The organism is Dysgonomonas massiliensis (assembly GCF_900240225.1).
In the GTDB taxonomy this organism is placed as follows: domain Bacteria; phylum Bacteroidota; class Bacteroidia; order Bacteroidales; family Dysgonomonadaceae; genus Dysgonomonas; species Dysgonomonas massiliensis.
In genome coordinates this window covers 317,614-338,914 of record NZ_OEPV01000001.1, presented here as the reverse complement: position 1 = coordinate 338,914, position 21,301 = coordinate 317,614, and the positions used below count along the sequence as shown (strand labels likewise).

The window sequence follows — 21,301 nt, the reverse complement described above, 5'->3', positions numbered from 1 at the left end:
CACACTCTAATACTATAAGTCTATTATGGACAAAATAAAATTTGGCAGTACTTCTAACGAAATAGATGATCTTGCAAATAAGGTTTTGAGAGAAGAAAAGGTAGCAACATCTTCATTGCTTGACTACCATTTACAAGGATTAAAACCTGCTAGTAAGGTTGGAGATTATTTTTCGATACAAAATTCCTCTGACAAAGAAGTTGCCATAGTCAGAGTTGAGAAAATTGAAGTAATCAAATTTGGAGATATAACAGAAACCTTTGCTATAGAAGAAGGTGATGTTAGCTTGGAAAACTGGCTGGCTATTCATCGCCCTTATTATTCGAAACTTCTTTCTGAAATTGGAAAAGAGTTAAGTCAAGACACTCTACTTGTGTGTGAGTGGTTTAGAGTAATAAAAACGTACCCCACAAGAACTCAATCTATAGCCTTACAGTTTAATAGCTGTATCAACAATGCAGACATTGAAGGACTCGCGGACCTTATGACAGAAGATCATGTCTTCATCGATATGGAGAATAACAGAATAGAAGGGAAATCTGACTGTATATCAATGGCATGGAAACCATTCTTTAAACTGTTTCCAAATTATCAGAATATTTTTGAGCATGTAATTACCCAAGGGGATTCTACTGTAATTATGCAAGGATATTCGATTTCTTCGGATGAAAGATTGAATAATATCCGAGCAATTTGGCTTGCTAAAGTAAAAGAAGAGAAAGTTAGTCTATGGCATATATATACTGATAACGAAGAAATTCGCAGTATGCTAGGCTTTTAAATATAAAATTGGTTGAATGAAGTCCAACATACTAATCAGAGAAATACTATCTTCAGAGATATACCTACTCGAAGATATGCTGTATCAAGCAATCTATCAGTCTGACGAGAAAAGCATTATTCCAAGAAGTGTTTTAAAAATACCAGAGGTGTTTGCTTATATAAAAGATTTTGGGAAAAGAGCTGATGATCATTGTTTGGTAGCTGATATGAATGGAAAGATTATTGGTGCTGTATGGATCAGAATTATTTCGGGTGAAACAAAAGGATTCGGTTATATCGATGACCAAACACCTGAGTTTGCAATCTCCTTATTTAAAGAGTACAGAGGGCGGAGCATAGGAACTCGCTTAATGGAAAAGATGGTAGAGTATATGTGTAAATTAGGATATAAGCAAGCTTCTTTAAGTGTGCAGAAAGAAAACTACGCTGTAAAGCTTTACCTTAAAATGGGGTTTAAGATTATTTGGGAAAATGACGAGGATTATTTGATGCTATTGGATTTACGTTAAATAACATCTGAAAAATGCCCATCATTTAATTAATATTGTTCCATTCCGATACAAATCTAATGTATTGTCCAGTATAGATTTTATCAATTCTATAGGTAAATCTTCATTAGGATCTATATTTAAATCTTCATCCGTGAATGGTTTCCTACTTCTAATTCTGGATTGTTAAGGTGTTTACCTTCAACAAAAAGAATATATGGCTCATTCGTTTTATTATCAGTCCAGAGATAACAGAAGCAAAGCATCCATATTTTACTGTTTCTGAAACATTATCTTCCTACATGGAATAATAAATAAGCTGTATTATCGTGCACTTGCTTATTGATGTAAAAAGAGAGATTGCCCTAGATTACCAATCTCTCTTTGCTATACTGTTAATATATCAAATACCCTCTGGTTTATGTTTTATAAATGTACCTTCTTGCAACTCTTTAAAAGTCTGCTGAAGTTCTGCTTCTGTATTCATAACGATTGGACCAGCCCATGCTATTGGTTCCTTCAGAGCAGGTGCTGCGGCCATAAAGAATCGCATTCCCTCTTCTCCTCCTTTTATAAAAAGTTCATCTCCTTCATCTAATATAACTGCTGTCTTACGAGGTACGATAGTCTGTTTGTCTCCAAATATTCCTTTTCCTTCTACAACGTATACTAGTACTGAATTCTTTGGGTCTACATTTAACGTAAACTCTTTATTGGGATCTAGAGTTACATCCAGCACTGTAGTCGGTAAATGATGACCTTTAGCTCCCTGATGACCTTTGTATTCTCCCGCAACAAGTCTGACCTTAGTTCCATCCTCTTCAAACTCTTGAATCATATCATTTGTAATCTCAAAGTATTTGGGCTCTGTCATCTTATCTTTTTTCGGTAGATTTATCCACAATTGCAAACCAAGCAGATGATCAACTGGTTGAGGCATCTCTTCATGTATAATTCCACTACCTGCTGTCATCCATTGACTTTCTCCACTATGGATAGTACCTTTATTATTCAGACTGTCACGATGATTCATGCGTCCTTGCATCAGGTATGTAAATGTTTCGATTCCTCGATGTGGATGCATCGGAAAGCCTTTTATGTACAAAGCCGGATCAGTCGAATCAAATGCATCGAGCATCAAAAATGGGTCAAATTTATACATCGTTTGTGAATCCAATACGCGAACCAGGTGAACTCCTGCCCCATCTATAGACGAAGCTCCCACTGCTGTATCTTTTACTTCTTTTCTCATTTGATATTTTGTTTGTGATTTTCTATTTTGTGCTTACTTCTAATACAACCTTACCGTGAGCTACTTTGGGGAGTTCCGGGTTTGTACCTAAAACAGTTTTCCAAGCTGTTGCTGCTTCTTCCAGTTTATATGTCAATCCAATATCTGTTGTCACATCACCGCTCTCAATCAACTTAGTGATTTCTTGAAGATCTTTTGCCGATTGTTTGATAACCATAAACACTCCTGAAACTTCGTACTCTTTTGCCAGATTTTCAATGATTGGACCAGTTATGCTGACTAATCTTCCTCCTTTCTTCAAAACCTTATATGATTTTTCTTGTACATCACCTCCCGTGAATACAAGGACTAAATCCATATCACGAAGTACCTCCGAAAAATCGGTGGTTCTGTAATCAAGAACAACATCTGCTCCGTAAGATTCAGCCAATTCTTTATTTTTAGCTGATGCCGTTGCATATATTTCTGCACCAATCTGCCGAGCAAATTGAGTTGCGAAAGCTCCCACTGCACCTGTTGCCCCATGAATAAGAACCTTTTCTCCAGCTTTCAACTTTCCATAGGTATGAATGGCTTGCCAGGCTGTTTCACCCACATGAGGAACTGAAGCCGCTTCTACAAAAGTCAGATTCGTTGGCATAACAGCCATTTTTTCGATATCAGCAGCCATATATTCGGCATAGGATCCCTGATCAGAGTGTACATATCCGTCGTTGGCATTTCCATAGACTTTATCTCCTACTTGAAAAGAAGTAATATTCTTGCCTACTTTTTCTACAATACCGGCAAAATCATGTCCGGGAATCCAAGGCATCTTTAGTTCAAATTTATCTCTAAAAGCTCCTGAAGCCTTTTTTATTTCCAAGTGATTTATCGATGTTGCATATATTTTTACTAGTACCTGATTCTCTTTTATTTCAGGAATAGGTATGTCTTCGTATCGCAATTCCTCAATAAAGCCATAATTGTGTAGTCTTATTGCTTTCATAGTTTTCTCTACTTATTCCGTTTGTAGGACAATGCACCTGATGGACATGCATCAATTTGTGCTATCAGCTCTTCTGTTGTTGCATTCTCCGGTTTCACCCAAGGTCTTTCTTTCACATTATATACTTTTGGCAATGTCTTGGTACATACTCCTGCATGCTTGCAGATATCGGGTTTCCAAAATATAGTAAGGTCTTGGGTCTTGTATTCAATTACTTTCTTTTCCATAATAGTTTTCCTTTTAACTTTGATAATATTAATAACTCTATTTCACAATTTCTTTCCACTCAGGATTTTTTCGTATATAAGCAATAACGAAAGGGCAAAGCGGATAAACTTTTCGCCCCTGCTCTTTTATGTCTTGAAGTGACTTTTCAATCAATTCGGTTGCTACACCCTGACCTTTTAACTCTGAGGGTGTTTCAGTATGTGTCATATAAACAACTCCTTCTTTATTGATTTTATACATTGCTAAAGAGAAGTATTCTCCTACATGTAGTTCGTATTGATTCTCTTCTTTGTTGTTTAAAAATTTTCTTTCACTCATAATTTTAATATTTTGGGATTTGAAATTAAAGTTTGCTTTCTTTTAAAAACTCATTCGATGTTTGAGGCTGCATACACACACGGTCAGTACAATAAAAAAATTGTATCTTATCCTTTTTGAACTTTCCTTTAAGATATGGTATCTCTGTATTATTTTTACTGCCTAATATTAAAGTTTTAGTTACGATATTCTTTCTGATTTTCAGAACTTCTTCCAAAGCGTTTTCTCCACTGATTAAAAGTTCGGCAGGTTCAGAATAATATAATTCGGCTGACAGCCAATTTGAAAAATAAGGAGCATATCCAATATTATGCTTCATCGTATCAAGCATATATTCAGCGATGTTATTATAGTTTGCATCTTCGAATATTAATCCAATCTTTAATAAGTTATTAACCATCTGTGAATTTGCAGAAGGAATAACACCATCATCGGTTTCTATTGTGTTATGGATCAATTCACTATTCTCCTTTTTATTAAAAAAGAAGAATCTGCTATCTTCATCAAAGAAATCGACAATAACCTTGTCTGTAATTGCCTTTGCCTGATTCAGATACTCTGTATTAAGAGTATGTTCGTACAAAGCAACCAGTGCAGATATATAAAAAGCATAATCTTCCAAGAATCCATCTATTGTTGCTTTTCCTTCTTTATAAGTATGCTTTAGATTTAGCTCTCCATCAACAAGTTTCTGACTGATGAATTGATAAATATTTTCAGCTAACACTAGATATTCTTTATTTCCTAAAGCACTGTAAGCATCTAGGAGTCCGACAATAAGCATTGCATTCCAACTTGTCAACGTTTTATCATCCAATCGAGGTTTAGAGCGTTTTTCTCTCTCGCTCTTTAATCGACCTTCCCAATCTTTCTTTTTTTGTATAAGTTCTTCATAAGAAAGATTATATTTAGCAGCTATTTTATCCAATGTTTCTGTTTGCAGTAAAACGTATTTGTGTTCCCACATCTTTTGAGGATAGATATTGAATACTTCTTTAAAAACAGGAAAGTCTGCTGCTCCAATTATTTCCTCCAATTCTGCCTCTGTCCAACTATAATAAGCACCTTCTTCTAATTTTCCTGACTCATTCAAACTGTCGGCATCATAAGCGGAATAAAATCCGCCTTCGCCATTGCTCCATTCGCTCGTTATAAAATCAATTGTTTTCTCTATAACTTCTTTGTACAAATGATTCTTTGTCCGTTTATACCCATCGGCATAGAGCGACAACAGTTGAGCGTTATCATAAAGCATTTTCTCGAAATGAGGAATATGCCATTGTTCATCGACTGAATATCTTGAAAATCCACCTTGTACAGTATCGAACAATCCACCCCAAGCCATACGAGTTAGTGTCAAGTCTACAAAATCAAGACCAGTATTATCATTTTTAAGATAGCTGTACCTCTGTAGAAAATTCAAGCTATTAGGAATCATAAACTTAGGAGCTCGTCCATAACCTCCATATACTCGATCGAAATAATGATACCAATCCTCAATCAGACTTGGTAAATCAAAGTCGTTTTTTTCTTCTATCTTAACAGGTGCTTTACCCGCATCAGCAATATTCTGATCCAACTTTTCAGCATAATTATATAACTCCTCCGGATTCTCTGTAAAAAACAGATGTAGTTTCGTTAGGGCATCCGTCCAGTCATGTTTCCTAAAATATGTTCCTCCCCATATCGGCCTGCCATCAGGTAAGCAGACAACATTAAGCGGCCAACCTCCTCTTTGATTCATTGCTTGTACTGCTTTCATATAATGGGCATCGATATCGGGACGTTCCTCTCTGTCGACTTTTATCGAAACAAAATAGTCATTCATAAGCATTGCAACACCTTGGTCTTCGAAGCTCTCATGTTCCATAACATGACACCAATGGCAAGTTGAATAGCCAATACTTACAATAATGAGTTTGTCTGATTCTTTTGCCAATTTCAGACTATTTTCATTCCAAGCTTTCCAGTCTACTGGATTTTGTGCGTGTTGTAGCAGATAAGGACTACTTTCGTATTGAAGTTCATTCATAAAAAATAATTTTGTAAGATTTTCAAATAAAGTTAAATAAGCACAGAATGAGATATTCTAAGCCGTTACGTGTTAAAAGTCTAAAATAAAAATGGGTCGTTATTGTTTAGTTCAGTAAATAATCTCTTTCGAAGTTACAAAAATATTAGACACATTGCAATCAATATAGACTGTGCAATACACATCATCTATATTATCTATTGAGTTATCCGATAGTCATTATTTCAAGGAATAGAGTCTTGTTATTTTTTTTATTAACTTGTATAGAATTTTAAAAAGCAACAGTATGAGAAAGACTCAAGCAAGTGTGGCCATGGTTGATGTACTGAAATCATGGGGAGTAAAGAATGTATATGGTATACCTGGAGGTTCTTTTAACTCTACAATGTATGCTCTGTTTAAAGAGCAAAAAGACATTAATTATATTCAAGTAAGACACGAAGAAGTTGGAGCAATAGCAGCATCTGCCTATGCTAAACTAAGTGGACAGATAGGCGTATGTTTTGGTACGGCGGGTCCTGGTGCTACCCATCTGTTTAACGGCTTGTATGATGCTCAAATGGATCATGCTCCAGTCTTGGCACTTATTGGGCAAGTGGGCGCTAATAAGATGAACTACAATGCATTTCAGGAGCTTAATGAAAATCCAATGTTTGTGGATGTCAGTGTATACAACCGTACAGTGATGACACCGGAAAGTCTTCCTCATGTCATCGACGAAGCGATCAAACACGCATATCAGTATAAAGGGGTGGCAGTAGTTACGATTCCCGTTGATTTTGGAAATATTGAAATAGATGACAACTATACATCTACAGCTCCGACATACAGAACGGGGACAATACAACCTGACGAGAAAGATATAAAAGAAGCTCTTGCATTGATAGAAAGGGCAAAACAACCGATCCTTTATATTGGTCGCGGACTCGAAGGTGGCTGGAAGGATATAGAAAAGTTCTGTGAATATTTTTCTGTCCCTGTTGCTTCTTCGGCAATGGGTAAAGGAATTATTCCCGATCAATATCCGAACTATGTAGGACAAGCCGGAAGAGTAGCAACAAAACCCGGAGTTGAAGCTCTAGCAGTAGCAGACTTGATAATTTTTGCCGGAAGTGATTTCCCTTTTGCTGAATATTTTTTCAATAAGGATGCTAAATTTATTCATATCAATACAGATTTAACGACATTTGGACGGAGGCATAAAACTGATGTTGCCATATATGGAGATGGGAAATTGACATTACAAAAAATGATTGAGTTAGGTAAGCCCCGACCGAAAGACAAATGGCTGGCAGCAAACCAAGAAAACAAAACAAATTGGAGAAATTGGATCAGGAGTTTTTATGATAATACTGATTCTCCTCTTCGTCCGGAACCCGTATTTAGAGAAATTAACCGCATAGCAGAAGAAGATGCTATTTTCATTTCAGATGTGGGTAATGTTACAATTAATTCGGTGAGACATTTAGATCTGAATGGAAAACAAAAGTTTACAATATCCGGTTGGTTTGCAACTATGGGATATGGTGTTCCCGGAGGTATAGGAGCTAAGTTGTCATTCCCTGAGAAGCAGGTTTTCACACTGAGTGGTGATGGAGGTTTTGCCATGGTAATGCAGGATATAATCACTCAAGTTAAATACAATTTGCCTATTATCAATATCGTATTTTCTAACAATTCGTTTGGATTTATTGAAGCTGAGCAAGAGGATGATGCAGAAAATAAATTTGGAGTATTCCTTCAAGGAGCAGATTTCGGGAAAGCATCTGAAGCAATGGGTGCATTAGGATTTACAGTTACTGATCCGAAAGAACTACCTCGTATCTTCGATGAAGCCAAAGCAAGTAAGAAACCAGTTGTTATTGACATTAAGTTACATGGAGACAGACCTCTCCCAGTGGAGCAACTTATTCTAGATACGGATAAATATAGTCAGAAAGAAATAACTGATTTTAAAGAAAAATATCAAGTGAAAGGTATGCCGGCTTTAGCCCAATTACTAAAATAACACATTATTATTTAAGAGAACCATCTTTAGACTGAAGGTGGTTCTCTTTTAATAATGCAATCTCTGGATATCCTAACTATTATCGTCCAAAAATGAGATTCGAAAAATCTCTATAAATAGTATCATTCTAATAGACCTATATAACAACATATTTCTAAAATAGCAAATAATAAATTTTATTTACCATAACCATTATTCTGAGTCAAATTCAAATTTAGTTCAATAATACTTTTTGGAATTGGAAATACAATCGTATATCTACTCTCCTCACCTATCAATTGAGGTCTTTGATCGTAAGCTTTATGAAACTTATCGAAGCGAATTAAGTCTTGCCTTCTCCAAGCTTCCCATGCAAGTTCGAGCAAACGTTCATCCAAAATTGTCTCTAGTGTAGCAACTCTTTCTGGAGCACCTACACGACTCCTCACTTGGTTCAGTTCGCTACTGCCATCTTGACCATTACGTACTTTCGCTTCCGACTTCATCAACAATACATCAGCATATCTGAAAAGGACTATATCGTTATCTATCAACTTACCATCTTTTATATTTGTCTTATCAATCGCATATTTTTTCATACGAGCACCAGCCATTTTCTGATACAATGGTGCCAAATCGGACAAATCTAGCTGAACTTTCCATGGCAGATACTCTAGAGTTTTACCTAAATCAGTTTTGACAACTTCGCCTTCAAGATTATAGACAATCCCTGAATAATAATTTTTATCAAAACGTGGATCTACCATATCAGTATCGTAACCGAATATTTTCAGAGCATCTATAGTCGCTGAAGTACCATTCTCTCCCGACATTCCATAAGCTTGGGCATGGTTATAGTGAAGTGAGCGAAACAAATAAATCATTTGATTGGTATAGCTACGTTTGTCCATCGGAATTATAAAAATATTTTCGACAGAAGATTCATTAAACACTTCGAAATTATCTTCATATTTGTCTGACAAGCGGTATCCCAATTGGCTTATCAGATCACAATAGTAAATTGTAGCTTCCCATGCATTATACGTCTTATCACCGATCTCAAAGTTCATTGAAGTGCCTTCCGGCCGATTCGAGTCGGTCCAATCATCATCCATATAAACCTCAGCATTCAAATACATCTTGGCCAAGACAAAATAAACTACTGGCTTTGTTACTCTTCCATAATAATCTCCAAATTTATTGCTGTGCGATTCGCTAAGGAGAGGAAGAGCTTCGCCGAGTTCATTAATAATAAAATTGAACACTTCACTACGTTCTGCCTGCTTCAGATCTTTGATAGGCATAGTAGAACTTGTTGTAATTGGTATACGAGCATACAGGTCGAGCAGATAATAGTAGTAGATTCCACGAAATGCCCTGACTTCGGCAATGTACTGATCAAGCTTCTGCTCATCAAATTTAGCTTTGTTTTTCTCTAATACTTCTATCGACTTGTTACTCAGAATAACAACTTTGTAAAGATATTCCCACATTGCTTTTATCGACCGATCATTCACACCCCATGTATGTAAGTAAAGATTTTTCCAGAAACCGCCATCATACCAGTCACCGCCCCGCACCGGCATTATCGCCTCATCACTAGTCAATGTATTAAAGTCATAAACACCACGGTCGGTTCCCTGCAATCCCTGACTTTTTTCGTAGCCGCCGATATAAGTATAAAGCGAAGCTACATAATTGAGATACAAACTTTGTAAGCTTTCCTGCGTTTTTTCTTCTGGAATTTGATCTCTTGCATTTTCGTCTAAGCAACTCGAAAATAAAATACCTACTGAAATTAATAGTGATAATATCGCAAAATATAATTTATGTGTTCTCATAGTCGTTCGATTTAAAATTTAAAGCTCAACCCAAAAGAGAATGTTCTTGATACAGGATAAGTTCTTTTGTCATCAATACCAAGAGTCTGATCCAAAACCTGATTATTAATCATCGGACTTAACCCCGAATAACTGGTTATAGTTGCCAGATTTTGCACCGAGAAAGTCAAGCGTAATGCTTTACCATCTGTATTAAGATTCTTTAGAGGTACATTCCAACCCAATGTCAGATAATCAATATTAACATAATCACCTTTTTCGAGCCAATAGTCGGTAGCCGTCAGATCGTGAATATTGGCTTTCGGAGCCTTCTTCATTACATTATAATCGGGCAGAGCATTCATATTCATATAAGTCAATGACGTTCCGTTATATATTTTATGGCCAAATGCTCCATTGATTTGCATGGTAATATCAAAATCTTTGTAACGGAATCCAATGTTGGTTCCCATTAATACTTTTGGAGTCACTTGTCCTGCGATATATCTGTCCTCGCCATCATCCAGGCTCACTCCTCCTCCATTAAGATCTTCTATTCCATATCTATTCTTTCCGTCGGTACCTTCTACCAGTCCAGTGCTTTTGGGTAAATAAAATACACCTAAAGGTTGCCCAACTATATGATAAACAATCTGATTATATCCTCCATGCATTCCAGCTCCATTCAACTCTGCTACGTTGATATACTTGGGAGTATTCATTTGTTCGCCATTATACTCACCATCTAATGACAATAATTTATTGCTTTGAAAAGTAACATTTGCATTGATATTCAACTCAATATCTTTCTGTTTGATCGGGGCTATACCTAACGATAATTCTAATCCACTATTGCGCATCGAACCAAGGTTTGCCAGCAAACTATTATAGGCAAATGGCGGTACACTGACTGCATAGGTATACAACATATCGGTTGTTTTAGAATTATAATAATCAGCTTTGAAAAAGACTCGATTATCTAACAAAGCAAGATCTATCCCTACATCGAAAGTTTTCTTTACTTCCCATTTCAAGTCTGGGTTTGCATTTCGAATTGTACTCAATGTTACAGTCGGAGATCCTCCAACTGGCGTTACTCCGTTAGGTTTCATCAATTGCTGAGAAACATAAGAGTCTATTGCATTCTGATTACCAGCCAAACCATATCCCATTCTGAACTTCAGTTCATTGAAGATAGGATATGCTTTCATGAATTCTTCTTTATGAATGGCCCATGCTACTGATCCAGAAGGGAAAAATCCCCAGCGATTGTTTTTTCCTACTTTTGACGATCCATCACCACGCGCATTTAATGTCAGTATATAACGATTGTCATAAACATAATTGACACGTCCCATAAAAGAAAGAAGTCGTGGATCTTCGAAATAAGAATTTGTTCCCTCCCAAAGCCTCAATGCTCCTGCCTGCAGATTATTATAACCAAATTCGTCGGTCGAAAAGTTTGTTGCCGTCGTATAAAATCCCGTGAGTTTTTCTCGCTGATACTCTGTCATACCCACTAAATCAATATAATGATCACCAAAGTATTTTTTATAATTCAGAACAATATTTCCCATCAAGTGCTCTGTCTTTTTAAGCCCTTTATATGCCTGCCCATGCCCCCACACTGTGGTAGGTAGGTATTGCGAATTTTCTATCGAATTATATGTATATGATCCGAATGCTGTTACTTTCAGATCATCAGTAATAAAAAATTTGACATTAGCATGTGCATTTATGAGCGAATTTTCTTCATCATCATCAACCTCGAGCCATGCTAGTGGATTTGTAATTTGGCTGGCGTAAGAGATTTGATCCCATTTTCCGGTCGTTTTATTTCTATGATTCGGATATGTAGGATTGAATGCAGCTGCCGAATAGAAAGTCTTTTGAAAATCGAACAGATAATTCTGTTTCAGAACAGAACCAAACATTCCGGCATCGATAGTCAATCTATTATTAAATGCCTTTTGATGGATATCGAGTTTAGCTGTATAATTTTTAGAATTATTATTTTTCACGACTCCTTCGCTATTTATAAATCCTGCCGACATTCGGTAATTAAATGTTGGAGTACCACTGCTCAGCGCCAAATGATGATTGTGAATAATTCCAAGACGAGTCATTTCTTTCAAAAAATTAGTATTAGCTCCAAGATCTGCAATTTCAAAATTATTACTCTTAGCAACTTGTCTGTATTCATTACCTGAAAGCATCTTCAGATTTTTAGCAACATCATCGACACTAATGTTGCCCATATAACTTATATTAAACGGTTTATCGCTTCCTTTCTTTGTTATAATCTCGATTACTCCCGAAGCTCCTCTCGAACCATACTGTGCCGTTTCGGATGCATCTTTAAGGACTGTAAAACTCTCGATATCTGCCGGATATATACTACTCAATGTATTCATATTACCAAATATACCATCCACTATAATCAGCGGATCGTTTCCTCCTGTCAATGAAGTAGTACCCCGTACTCTCACTGATGACATAACTGCAGGTCCGTTATTGGCGGGTGAAATGTTTACCCCTGCTATCCTACCTCTGATAGCATCCAATGGAGAAACAGTCAAGCCTTTATTCATATCAACTTCACTTATACGATCAATTGCTCCGGATACTTTTGACAGACTACCTGTGGCATAGCCGATAACCATGACCTCTTCCAGATCAACAATTGAATCTTTTGGACTTGTCTGAACCTGCGCTGCAGCGTCATTAGCTCCAAGAATAATAATAGGTAATAACAGAAGAATCGTACAGCTTCTTATGAATGTGTGTTTTATCATGTTTTTATATTTAAGGTTATCTGAGAGAAAAATACGATATTCATAAAAATAATAAATTTCCACCTAATTCAGTCGATAAATCAGGCAATTAAAGTCATTAAATAAATATTCATTACAATGGGTCGAAGCTTTCACTTACAGATAACAAATATAAGATAAAAAAACAACAATCATTTTACAAAAAGAAATAAATAGGAAGCATATTAGATAATTAACACTACAATATAGCGTATTTAAAATCATAAATAACCGAAAATAGCCATTTACATTTCACATAAACAAATATCTACTAGAAATACAATAAGTAGAAAATTATATGAAAATCAAAAAACATTAAAAATCTATATTTTTGCTATCTAAATTAATTATAGTAGTTTTGTTTGCTCAATAAACAAAGAACTTACGGCTCGCAATAGTAAAAAGATATATAGTTGGACATCTCTGAATCAAAACACATTTCTTTCGATTTTTTTTATAAAAAAAATAATCATCGCTTCTTTAATTTTGCATATAGTTATGTGAAAGATGAAGATGTTGCTAAAGACATAGTAAGTGATTCATTTATAATACTATTAAATCAACTACCAGAGCTAAATGAAGATTCGAATATCGAAGCTTATTGTTTAACAATTGTCAGAAATAAATGTCTCGACTTTCTTCGACAACAAGAGACTCGTCTAAAAACGATCAGCAATCTTCAAGATATTGCTCTTTGGGAGATACAGACAAATATTTCTTCGTTGGAAGCCTGCGATCCATCAGAAATCTTCTCGAAAGAAATTGAGAAGATTGTTAATGAAACTCTGGAAGAATTAGGCCCACGAACGAGTGAAGTTTTTACTCTCAGCAGGATGCAAAATAAAACTTATAAAGAGATAGCCGATAAACTGGAGATTTCAACTAAAGGTGTAGAGTTTCACATAACGAAAGCTCTCACACTGTTACGCAAAAGGCTGAAAGACTACATTTCATAAAATACTCATTATTATAACCACAACCTACGTTGAGTCTTTCTATTTGCAACTCTCTTATTGATAAATATCGAAAATAGGATCATCAAAGAAAGTCCATAAGCAATGTTTTTGTCCACAAGCTGCAAGCGCATTGTTTGCCCATGTATTGCAAGAATAGAAGAGATTGTAACGCCCATGAGCTTCGTAAAAAGCATCATCGGTCCCGTAAGTTGCATCTGTCTTTATATTTATAAACCGACCTTCCTCATCAGTCTTAAACTTCTGTGTGATAAATGCTACTAAACGCTTATACTGATCCTGACTGACCATTATCTTACGGCAATCCTTATCTTCTTCCAGATCGTAGTAATGAGTTGTGTGCATAGCTGTTGATCCAAGCCAAAAAGCTGCTTTAAAAGCCAGGCTAAAGGTCAGATCGTCCCAAGTAGGCATATCTAGAAAAAAGCCCTTATCTCCCCATCCAAAAGCCAGATAATTATAAGTTGTATCTTGCGTAATATTGTTAGCGAATGGAATATCTTGTCTCCAATCTTTCACAGCATTGCATACGGGAACAACGATATCGGTATGCTTGCCATTTGTTTTGATATAAACGCAGATATCTCCTACTACATTCTCTTCGGCAGGCATAATTATCTGAGAACAGATATGGCCAATTGCAAAATATAGAATTGTGAAAATGCCAATACCTATTAATATTCGTTTAAGAATTCTCAGAATTCGTTTTATCATAATTTGTTAATTCAATCCAATTATTAAAAATAAATAGGCGCAAAGATAAAAAACTTCGTTAACAATATAGCTATATTACAAATTCTAAGCTTATAACCTTGATTTTCTTATAAGCAAAAATAGCCAGGTTATGAAGGCCTGGCTATTTGATTCATATATATTTCAAGATTAATCCTTTTTACATCTTACCGAAAACTGATAATAGCGATAAGGTCTATAACGATAGACATCATTGCGATAGACACCTCCATCAGTACCAAATTTTCGCCCATAAGCCGCTTCTCCATGAGCAATGCTACTAGTCCAATACATGCCTTCCTGACCGAAACCGTATGCTGTTGATTTATCGCCAAAGCCCGGTAGTTGTAAACTAAATCCATTTGATGCTGCATGATTACTTGTTCCTTTGAAATCCAACTCACAAGCATCTTTCATAGCTTGTCCATGTGTAGAACCTCGCCATTTGTCGCTACTTCCACTTGTGTCTTTTTCATTTAATATTGCAGCTTGAGGAACGGCGGCCAACTGGACTCCATCACCACTATCGATATTATTTGATACGTTAGAATATTTTTTTGTATTCCTTACGATTTCTTGTTCCAATAGAGTCCATTCATAATCGCTCGGTAAATGCCATCCTTTAGGACAAATTCCTTGGCGACGTTTTTGAGAATCTTTAGGACGATTAGAAGCATTCACTTCTCCTAGCCATTCAGATAAAGCCGACTCGCTTCGGTCACCTACCCAGCTATTAGTTCCAGATGATATTCTGTCCTGATTTTGTTTACCATCAGTACCACCTTTTCCTCCCGAAGCTGCATCCCATGTATACAAATAGCCTAAATGCGGATTTTTATTGAATTCCGTTGCATCAATTAAGCTTGTTTTACTCGGATATGCCCAATATGCAGCATTGTATGCCGAGTTACTATTGGCTTGAGGACCTGATAATGTACGACTAGCACTGTGACTTACTCCATCATAAGCTTTAGCTGCTAAATTTGTGATCATCCATCTGCCTGCCGTACCGAAATCTGCTGAATAAAATTCTTCATATACATTCGCCTTTGCCTCATGGCGAACAACCTTACCCGCCCAAGATGTGCTGCCCGAACTCGTTTCTGTAGGAGTAGCTGTGAGTACATCTTTCATCAAAGGGGTTCCATCACACTGCTCAATATTTATCTTTATATCCTTTGCTCTTTGTTCCGGATCTTTAAACGTTACAGTTACTGATGTAAATCTTGTCCCAATACCGGCTGCGGCTGCTTTATAAACAAAATCATCGTCACTACCCGTAGTTCCGTCACTATTTGTTTTGTCTTTCAATTCTGTTGTGTAACTACTCAATACTTTTGTTACCGACCAATCTGAACTATTAGCTACAGTATATGCGATCCATGGTACATTCGATAATATCTTTATCTGCCCTCCATCCGTATTCTTCAGTTTCACATCCGTAACCGGAGATGCTGCGCTACCTGCTATCATCGCATAATTAGTCTGATTCAGATACAATTGTTTCGAATAAGTAGGGCCACAATCATTTCCTTTGATAATTAAATTCAATAGGGATTGACGTGTTTTCCATGGAGACGAAGGCGTAACTAACGAAGTAGTCATATCATTAGCCCAGACTGATAATGTAGCCGGAGATGATTCCCAACTACCCGAACTCGGAGTTAAACCGCGAGGTGATGTAAACTCAATTGGTCCCGATATACTTCCTGTTGCAGCCGAAGTAGGCATCCCAAACATTGGAGATTCTCCTATCCACTGAAATGTTAATGCTGCAGGTGATGATCCTCTTGCATCCATTCCACTAAGAATATGCAACGTATCGATATTTATAGTTTCTGAAGGAAGAGGTATCGAATTTATTTCGGATATGTTAACCCATTTATTACCAATCCATACATAAGAACCAAATCCGAAAGGAGCACATCCATTCGTATTATAAACAACAAGTCCTTCGTGCGCTGATAGTTCGGCTTCCGTAGGTGTATTACCCTCGGTATAAGAATACATTGGTTGCAACTTTTCATGATCTAAAAGTTTAACTCGTGGCAGCAGTAAACCTTTCGATGAATTTGCTCCCTGGGTATTCTTCTCTTTTAGATCAAGTAAACTACCTTTATTTGCTTCTTCAGCACTTCCAATAGTTACTTGTGCCTGCGATGAAGCATATGATAGAAATAATGAAAATAATAATGCTGTTCTTTGTAAAGCTTTTAATATCATAATTAGGTCCTATTAAATGTATGTGTAATTTTGTTGAGAGTACTATATCTCATCTCAGTCTGAATATTGCTAATTTCTTTGAAAATTTGTGAATGTGCTTTTATTGGTTTCAAAGTAAACTAATTTTTGAGATTCATACAAATATTTCGCGTTAAGGTTAATACTCTGTATCAAAAAACTTTATATTGATCTCAAAAAGAAGTCCTACAATGTAAATTATAACATTGCAGGACTTTTCAGTATATTTTGACTAATATCTCTTAGTCTTTGAACATTTCATTGAAATCTACAACTTGCTTACCCGGTAATACCTGATTAAGTACAACGCCGATGATAGAAGCCAAGGCCATACCTTCTAACGAAAATACTTTTCCGATATGTATTGCTGCTCCACCGATACCAATTACAAGAATAACCGATGCTATGATAAGATTACGCTTACGACTGAAATCGACTTTATTTTCGACCAACATTCTCAATCCACTCGAAGCGATAATACCAAAAAGAAGGATTGATACACCACCCATTACCGGAGTTGGTATAGTTGCCAACAAGGCTGCAATTTTACCACAGAACCCGAACATGATTGCAAATATAGCTGCACCGACAAACAGATAAATACTGAATGCACGAGTAATAGCCAACACTCCGATATTTTCGCCATAAGTTGTATTTGGCGGTCCTCCGATCACTGAAGCAATCATTGTCGCAACACCATCTCCCAACATCGAACGGTCTAATCCCGGATCTTCAATCAGGTCCTTACCTACAACTTTACTTAGTACCAGCTGATGACCAATGTGTTCGGCAATCGGAACGATTGCTACCGGAACCATCATCAGCAATACACGCCAAGTAAATGATGGTGTATAGTGTACAAAAGGTACTTGAAATGGAGGCAACTCAACCCAATTGGCTGCAATTACAGGTCCAAGATCTACGACTCCCATTATGATTGAAAAGACATATCCACCTACAATGCCTACCAGAACGGGTATCACACTCAGGAATCCTCGGGTGAAGATAGCTGTCATAATTGTTATTGTCAGCGTTACAAGACCGATCAATACATACGTTAAATCATAATCTCCTGCGGGATTGTTTGTCGACATATTTACCGCGGTGGCAGATAAACCTAAACCAATAACCATAATAACAGGTCCAACAACTACCGGAGGTAGAAGCTTCATCAGCCATTTAGTTCCTGCTTTTGCTATTATCAGCGCTACGATTGCATAAGTGACTCCGACCAGAAAACTACCAACCAGAAAACTACCGGTACTTACTCCCGATGTAGGGTCGAGTTCCAAGGCTTTGACAGCAATAATAGGGTTGATGAATGCGAATGACGATCCCAAATAAGATGGAACTTTTCCGCGTGTAATCAGGATGAAAACTAATGTTCCAATTCCGCTCGACACCAAGGCTACGGCAGGACTCATTCCTGTCAGTGCAGGAACTAAAACTGTGGCACCAAACATTGCAAAAAGGTGCTGAATACTCAACAGCATCCATTGCGCAAACTTGGGTTTTTCATCGATACCAAGTACTACTTTTTTCTCTTCTTCAGGATTTCTATTCATATTTTAAAATTGAGCATAAAAAAAGCCGTAACCTCACGATTCGGCAATTTGGTTATTCGGGTCTCAAAGATAATAATAATTCGTTTTTTATAGAATTTTAATACATCATTTTTCCAGATAAAATCACATAAAACGTACATTCTATTAATCGAAGAAAGTCGGGCTTTTCCAATATAGAATTACCCGACTTTTGTATGTATTTTTTCAAATTCTAATCAAAGGTATACGAAATACCTCCCATCAACCAGAAGCCCGACTGCGGAACAAACTCGATATCGAAATAATCGCGGTCTAAGAGATTGTTCATCGACAGATTCAAGTCAAGTTTTTTTATTCTGTAATTTACCTTCAGATCAAGTACGCCATACGAAGGATAATTACGCATGCGCTCCTCATCCCCTATTTTGTATTTGAAAGACCCTTCTTTTGTCTGAAACCGCCAATACCAACTCATCGTTAGATTATCAATAATCTGATGATTGAGATTGATGCTAACTTTATCGCGCAGATAATTCAGTGCATATTTCGATTCGAAGTTTTCTTTTACCGAGTTTCGTCGTTGGTGCATACGCACATAATCGACAGCTAGAGTTGATTGTTTTCCAAGGGCATTCCATAATCCATAGAGCTGAAATTTAACACCCAATTCAACACCCATATTGTCTACTTTTGTCAGATTATTTGATTCCCAGACTTTTTCGCCCATAGGACGTAGCCAGTCTATCATATTCTTGCCCCAAGCCATATAAGCAGTTGCATATGCCGACATAAAACGATTACGGAAGTTGAATCCCAACTCTACATTTTCTGAGCGTTCTGTCTTTAACATATCATTTCCCGAATGCGTAACCGTACTGTAATACAGATCGGTAAAAGTAGGCTCGCGCATAGCCTTACTCCACGATGCATATATTTTATAATTCTCTTGAGGCTTATAGCTAACGCTAAACGTTGGTAAATAATACCAATCTGATTCGTGTGAACTATGATTCAGCATGATCCCTGCAGAAAGGTTTACTTTAGCAATAGTCAACGAATGATCTGCTGCCAGACTTGTATTTGTACGACTATCGTATTTTTTATAATAAGCACCGTGCGGACGGCTGTCTTTTCCTAGATTTGTACTCAGAATTTCGTCTCGACGCAATTCACTACCCAAAGTGGTAATCCCCAACTTTGAAGAGTATCGCAGATTCAAGCCTCCACCATAAGTATCACTTCTGTGGTAATTGCGTCCGGTCGTTGTATTTTTCACCAAATCGAATTGGTCGTGATGTCGTGTCCAATACAAAGAAGGTACTATCTTGAAAGCCTTCTTTTCGCCCAAAGCAAAATCTCCTTTCAATGTTCCCAGATAAGTATCTGTTCGCTCGTACTGATTGGGATAAGCTGCCGAATAAAACGTATTTGCTCCGTAATGCTTGTCGTTGTAACCTAATTGCAGATTGATCTGATTAGCATCATTCAGCAGCAAGTTAGTTTGCCATAACGCGTTGTACATATCGTAATCACTATTTGCGATATACCCTCCCGATGTTTTATAGCTCATCGAAAGACTTGATGATACAATTCCTTTCTTTAAAGCTGCGCGCCCTTGGGCATTATATAAATCGTGCATACCTGCTCCGAGAGAAAGATAAGCATTCGATTTCGCATCTTTCTTTGTGATGATATTTATACCACCCGAGAAAGCACTTGCTCCGTAAATTAGTGATGATGATCCTTTGATGATTTCAATTCGTTCGATATCCGAAAGGTTGATAGGTATATCGAAACTGTAGTGTCCTGTTTGTGCGTTGGTAAGATTGATGCCATTCAACAAAATGGCTGTTTGGTCTGACGACCCTCCGCGTAATGAAATATCGGCTTGTACGCCATGCCCTCCGCGCTGGGCAACATTTACTCCTGCTACATAGATCAGCAGATCTTCGATACTTCGGACGGGAGCTTGCTCTATCTGTTGCTTTGTAATGATAGCAACCGGCTTCGCTGTTTGCTCCAATGGCAGCTCTGAAAGGGAGGCCGTAACCATCACTTCGTCCAGTTCTTTTTCCATCAATGCCGTCTGATGATCAGATGCCTGAGTTTGTGCTGCTGTTGGTGTAGCATGTGCAAATGTCAGTACTGTAGCTGCAACAACTCCTATGCTCACTGTCTTGTTCAGACTATTGAACACACTGTAAGACCGCTTCACGAATCGTTTGAATCGGAAGGCCTTTTTCTCATTAAATTTTCGATTTTCTTTCATCTGTTTTTAATTAAAATTAAAGTTTAACAAGACGAAAGTATAAAAAGTAGAATAGAATGACGACTTATTTCAATAAAGATTTACGATGCATCATCCAAACATTATGATCTACCGAGTCCGCTTTACCGTATGTATCAATAAGAACTACTCTGAAAATATAATCTCCCGAAGCAACGGGTAAAGTCACCTGCTTACCATCAATTATCTTAGGAATAGAATCTTTTATAGGGTAAGCACGCATATTTTCGATAAGAGTATCTTTCAATCCGTATACTTCTTGCCAAACCTTTCGCATTACGATAGCTGTATCGGTCTGCGTTTCTGCTACAGTAGGAAAACCGCTCTTAAACAGTCTGAGTATAAAGCTCGACAGTTGATGATCATCTTCCATGTATGCCGAGAAAAAAACCGTATCGCCAGTAATCAAGGTATCTTTGTGTCCCCCTTGCGATTCGAAGTCTGCAATATCAATATTTGTATAAACAATTGTATCTATTTCAAATTCGGCAATAGTGTCTAGAGTATATTTAGTAGGATCATCTTTATCGAAAATAGTATCAACTTGTACCGAATCAAAATTGATTCTGATAGGACGATTCCAATTCAACTTAATTGCCTCAACAGTAGGTTGCAAAGTATCCTTCCCTGTTATATTGTCTTTGCAAGAGAAAAACAGCGTAGTCAGAATCAATAGTGAAATAAAAGATAATATGCACTTCTTCATTATATCGTACAATCAGTTCGAAAATCGGATAATTATCTGCAAAGATAATAAAAACAGCAGAACAATTCCTTTAACCAAGTTATTTAATCTAAAAACAGAAGCAAGGCT

The 21,301-nt window shown here is 36.9% G+C and carries 16 protein-coding genes; 4 read left to right on the top strand and 12 right to left on the bottom strand.

What is annotated here, in order from left to right:
- Positions 1-25: 25 nt before the first annotated feature.
- Together C1A06_RS01670 and C1A06_RS01665 are read left to right on the top strand one after the other, a co-directional pair.
- Positions 26-781: a nuclear transport factor 2 family protein gene (locus tag C1A06_RS01670; RefSeq protein ID WP_101688477.1), complete on the top strand. Its 756-nt coding sequence runs from the start codon at positions 26-28 to the stop codon at positions 779-781.
- A 16-nt stretch (positions 782-797) separates the two neighbouring features.
- Complete coding sequence (locus C1A06_RS01665) at positions 798-1,292, top strand: GNAT family N-acetyltransferase (RefSeq protein WP_101688476.1); 495 nt, start codon at positions 798-800, stop codon at positions 1,290-1,292.
- A gap of 382 nt (positions 1,293-1,674) precedes the next feature.
- Here C1A06_RS01665 and C1A06_RS01655 read toward each other — a convergent pair whose 3' ends face one another.
- From C1A06_RS01655 to C1A06_RS01635, 5 genes are read right to left on the bottom strand one after another with little or no spacing between them, the layout of a single operon-like run.
- Complete coding sequence (locus C1A06_RS01655) at positions 1,675-2,523, bottom strand: pirin family protein (protein ID WP_101688475.1); 849 nt, start codon at positions 2,521-2,523, stop codon at positions 1,675-1,677.
- 22 nt (positions 2,524-2,545) lie between these two features.
- The gene (locus C1A06_RS01650; RefSeq protein ID WP_101688474.1) at positions 2,546-3,511 is read right to left on the bottom strand and encodes an NADP-dependent oxidoreductase; all 966 of its coding nucleotides are present in this window, start codon (positions 3,509-3,511) and stop codon (positions 2,546-2,548) included.
- A gap of 8 nt (positions 3,512-3,519) precedes the next feature.
- Positions 3,520-3,738, bottom strand: coding sequence for a (4Fe-4S)-binding protein (locus C1A06_RS01645; protein ID WP_101688473.1), 219 nt, complete (start codon positions 3,736-3,738; stop codon positions 3,520-3,522).
- Positions 3,739-3,775: 37 nt separating this feature from the next.
- Positions 3,776-4,057: a GNAT family N-acetyltransferase gene (locus tag C1A06_RS01640; RefSeq protein ID WP_101688472.1), complete on the bottom strand. Its 282-nt coding sequence runs from the start codon at positions 4,055-4,057 to the stop codon at positions 3,776-3,778.
- 25 nt (positions 4,058-4,082) lie between these two features.
- Positions 4,083-6,089 carry a thioredoxin domain-containing protein gene (locus tag C1A06_RS01635; RefSeq protein ID WP_101688471.1) on the bottom strand — a complete coding sequence of 669 codons (2,007 nt, stop codon included), beginning with the start codon at positions 6,087-6,089 and terminating at the stop codon, positions 4,083-4,085.
- A gap of 286 nt (positions 6,090-6,375) precedes the next feature.
- Here C1A06_RS01635 and spxB point away from each other — a divergent pair, with 286 nt between their 5' ends.
- On the top strand, positions 6,376-8,097 hold the full coding sequence (gene spxB / locus C1A06_RS01630) for a pyruvate oxidase (RefSeq protein WP_101688470.1): 1,722 nt from the start codon (positions 6,376-6,378) through the stop codon (positions 8,095-8,097).
- 176 nt (positions 8,098-8,273) lie between these two features.
- Here the strand turns inward: spxB and C1A06_RS01625 are convergent, their stop codons facing one another.
- Complete coding sequence (locus C1A06_RS01625) at positions 8,274-9,917, bottom strand: RagB/SusD family nutrient uptake outer membrane protein (RefSeq protein WP_101688469.1); 1,644 nt, start codon at positions 9,915-9,917, stop codon at positions 8,274-8,276.
- An 11-nt stretch (positions 9,918-9,928) separates the two neighbouring features.
- Positions 9,929-12,691, bottom strand: a complete 2,763-nt coding sequence (locus C1A06_RS01620) for a SusC/RagA family TonB-linked outer membrane protein (protein WP_101688468.1) — start codon at positions 12,689-12,691, stop codon at positions 9,929-9,931.
- Between the two features lie 431 nt (positions 12,692-13,122).
- On the opposite strand from C1A06_RS01620, the gene C1A06_RS01615 reads away from it, so the two are divergent.
- The gene (locus C1A06_RS01615; protein WP_281253914.1) at positions 13,123-13,665 is read left to right on the top strand and encodes an RNA polymerase sigma-70 factor; all 543 of its coding nucleotides are present in this window, start codon (positions 13,123-13,125) and stop codon (positions 13,663-13,665) included.
- 54 nt (positions 13,666-13,719) lie between these two features.
- Here C1A06_RS01615 and C1A06_RS01610 read toward each other — a convergent pair whose 3' ends face one another.
- The 5 genes from C1A06_RS01610 to C1A06_RS01590 all read right to left on the bottom strand — a co-directional run bounded on the left by C1A06_RS01610 (position 13,720) and on the right by C1A06_RS01590 (position 21,193).
- Entirely contained in the window at positions 13,720-14,397 is a 678-nt protein-coding gene (locus tag C1A06_RS01610) for a TIGR02117 family protein (RefSeq protein ID WP_185116801.1), read from the bottom strand.
- Positions 14,398-14,565: 168 nt separating this feature from the next.
- On the bottom strand, positions 14,566-16,638 hold the full coding sequence (locus C1A06_RS01605) for an FISUMP domain-containing protein (protein ID WP_101688467.1): 2,073 nt from the start codon (positions 16,636-16,638) through the stop codon (positions 14,566-14,568).
- A 260-nt stretch (positions 16,639-16,898) separates the two neighbouring features.
- Positions 16,899-18,221: a solute carrier family 23 protein gene (locus C1A06_RS01600; RefSeq protein WP_101688466.1), complete on the bottom strand. Its 1,323-nt coding sequence runs from the start codon at positions 18,219-18,221 to the stop codon at positions 16,899-16,901.
- A 211-nt stretch (positions 18,222-18,432) separates the two neighbouring features.
- Positions 18,433-20,469 (bottom strand): TonB-dependent receptor, encoded by a 2,037-nt coding sequence (locus tag C1A06_RS01595; RefSeq protein WP_101688465.1) that lies wholly within the window; start codon positions 20,467-20,469, stop codon positions 18,433-18,435.
- Positions 20,470-20,533: 64 nt separating this feature from the next.
- Positions 20,534-21,193 carry a hypothetical protein gene (locus tag C1A06_RS01590; protein ID WP_145996316.1) on the bottom strand — a complete coding sequence of 220 codons (660 nt, stop codon included), beginning with the start codon at positions 21,191-21,193 and terminating at the stop codon, positions 20,534-20,536.
- Positions 21,194-21,301: the final 108 nt, after the last annotated feature.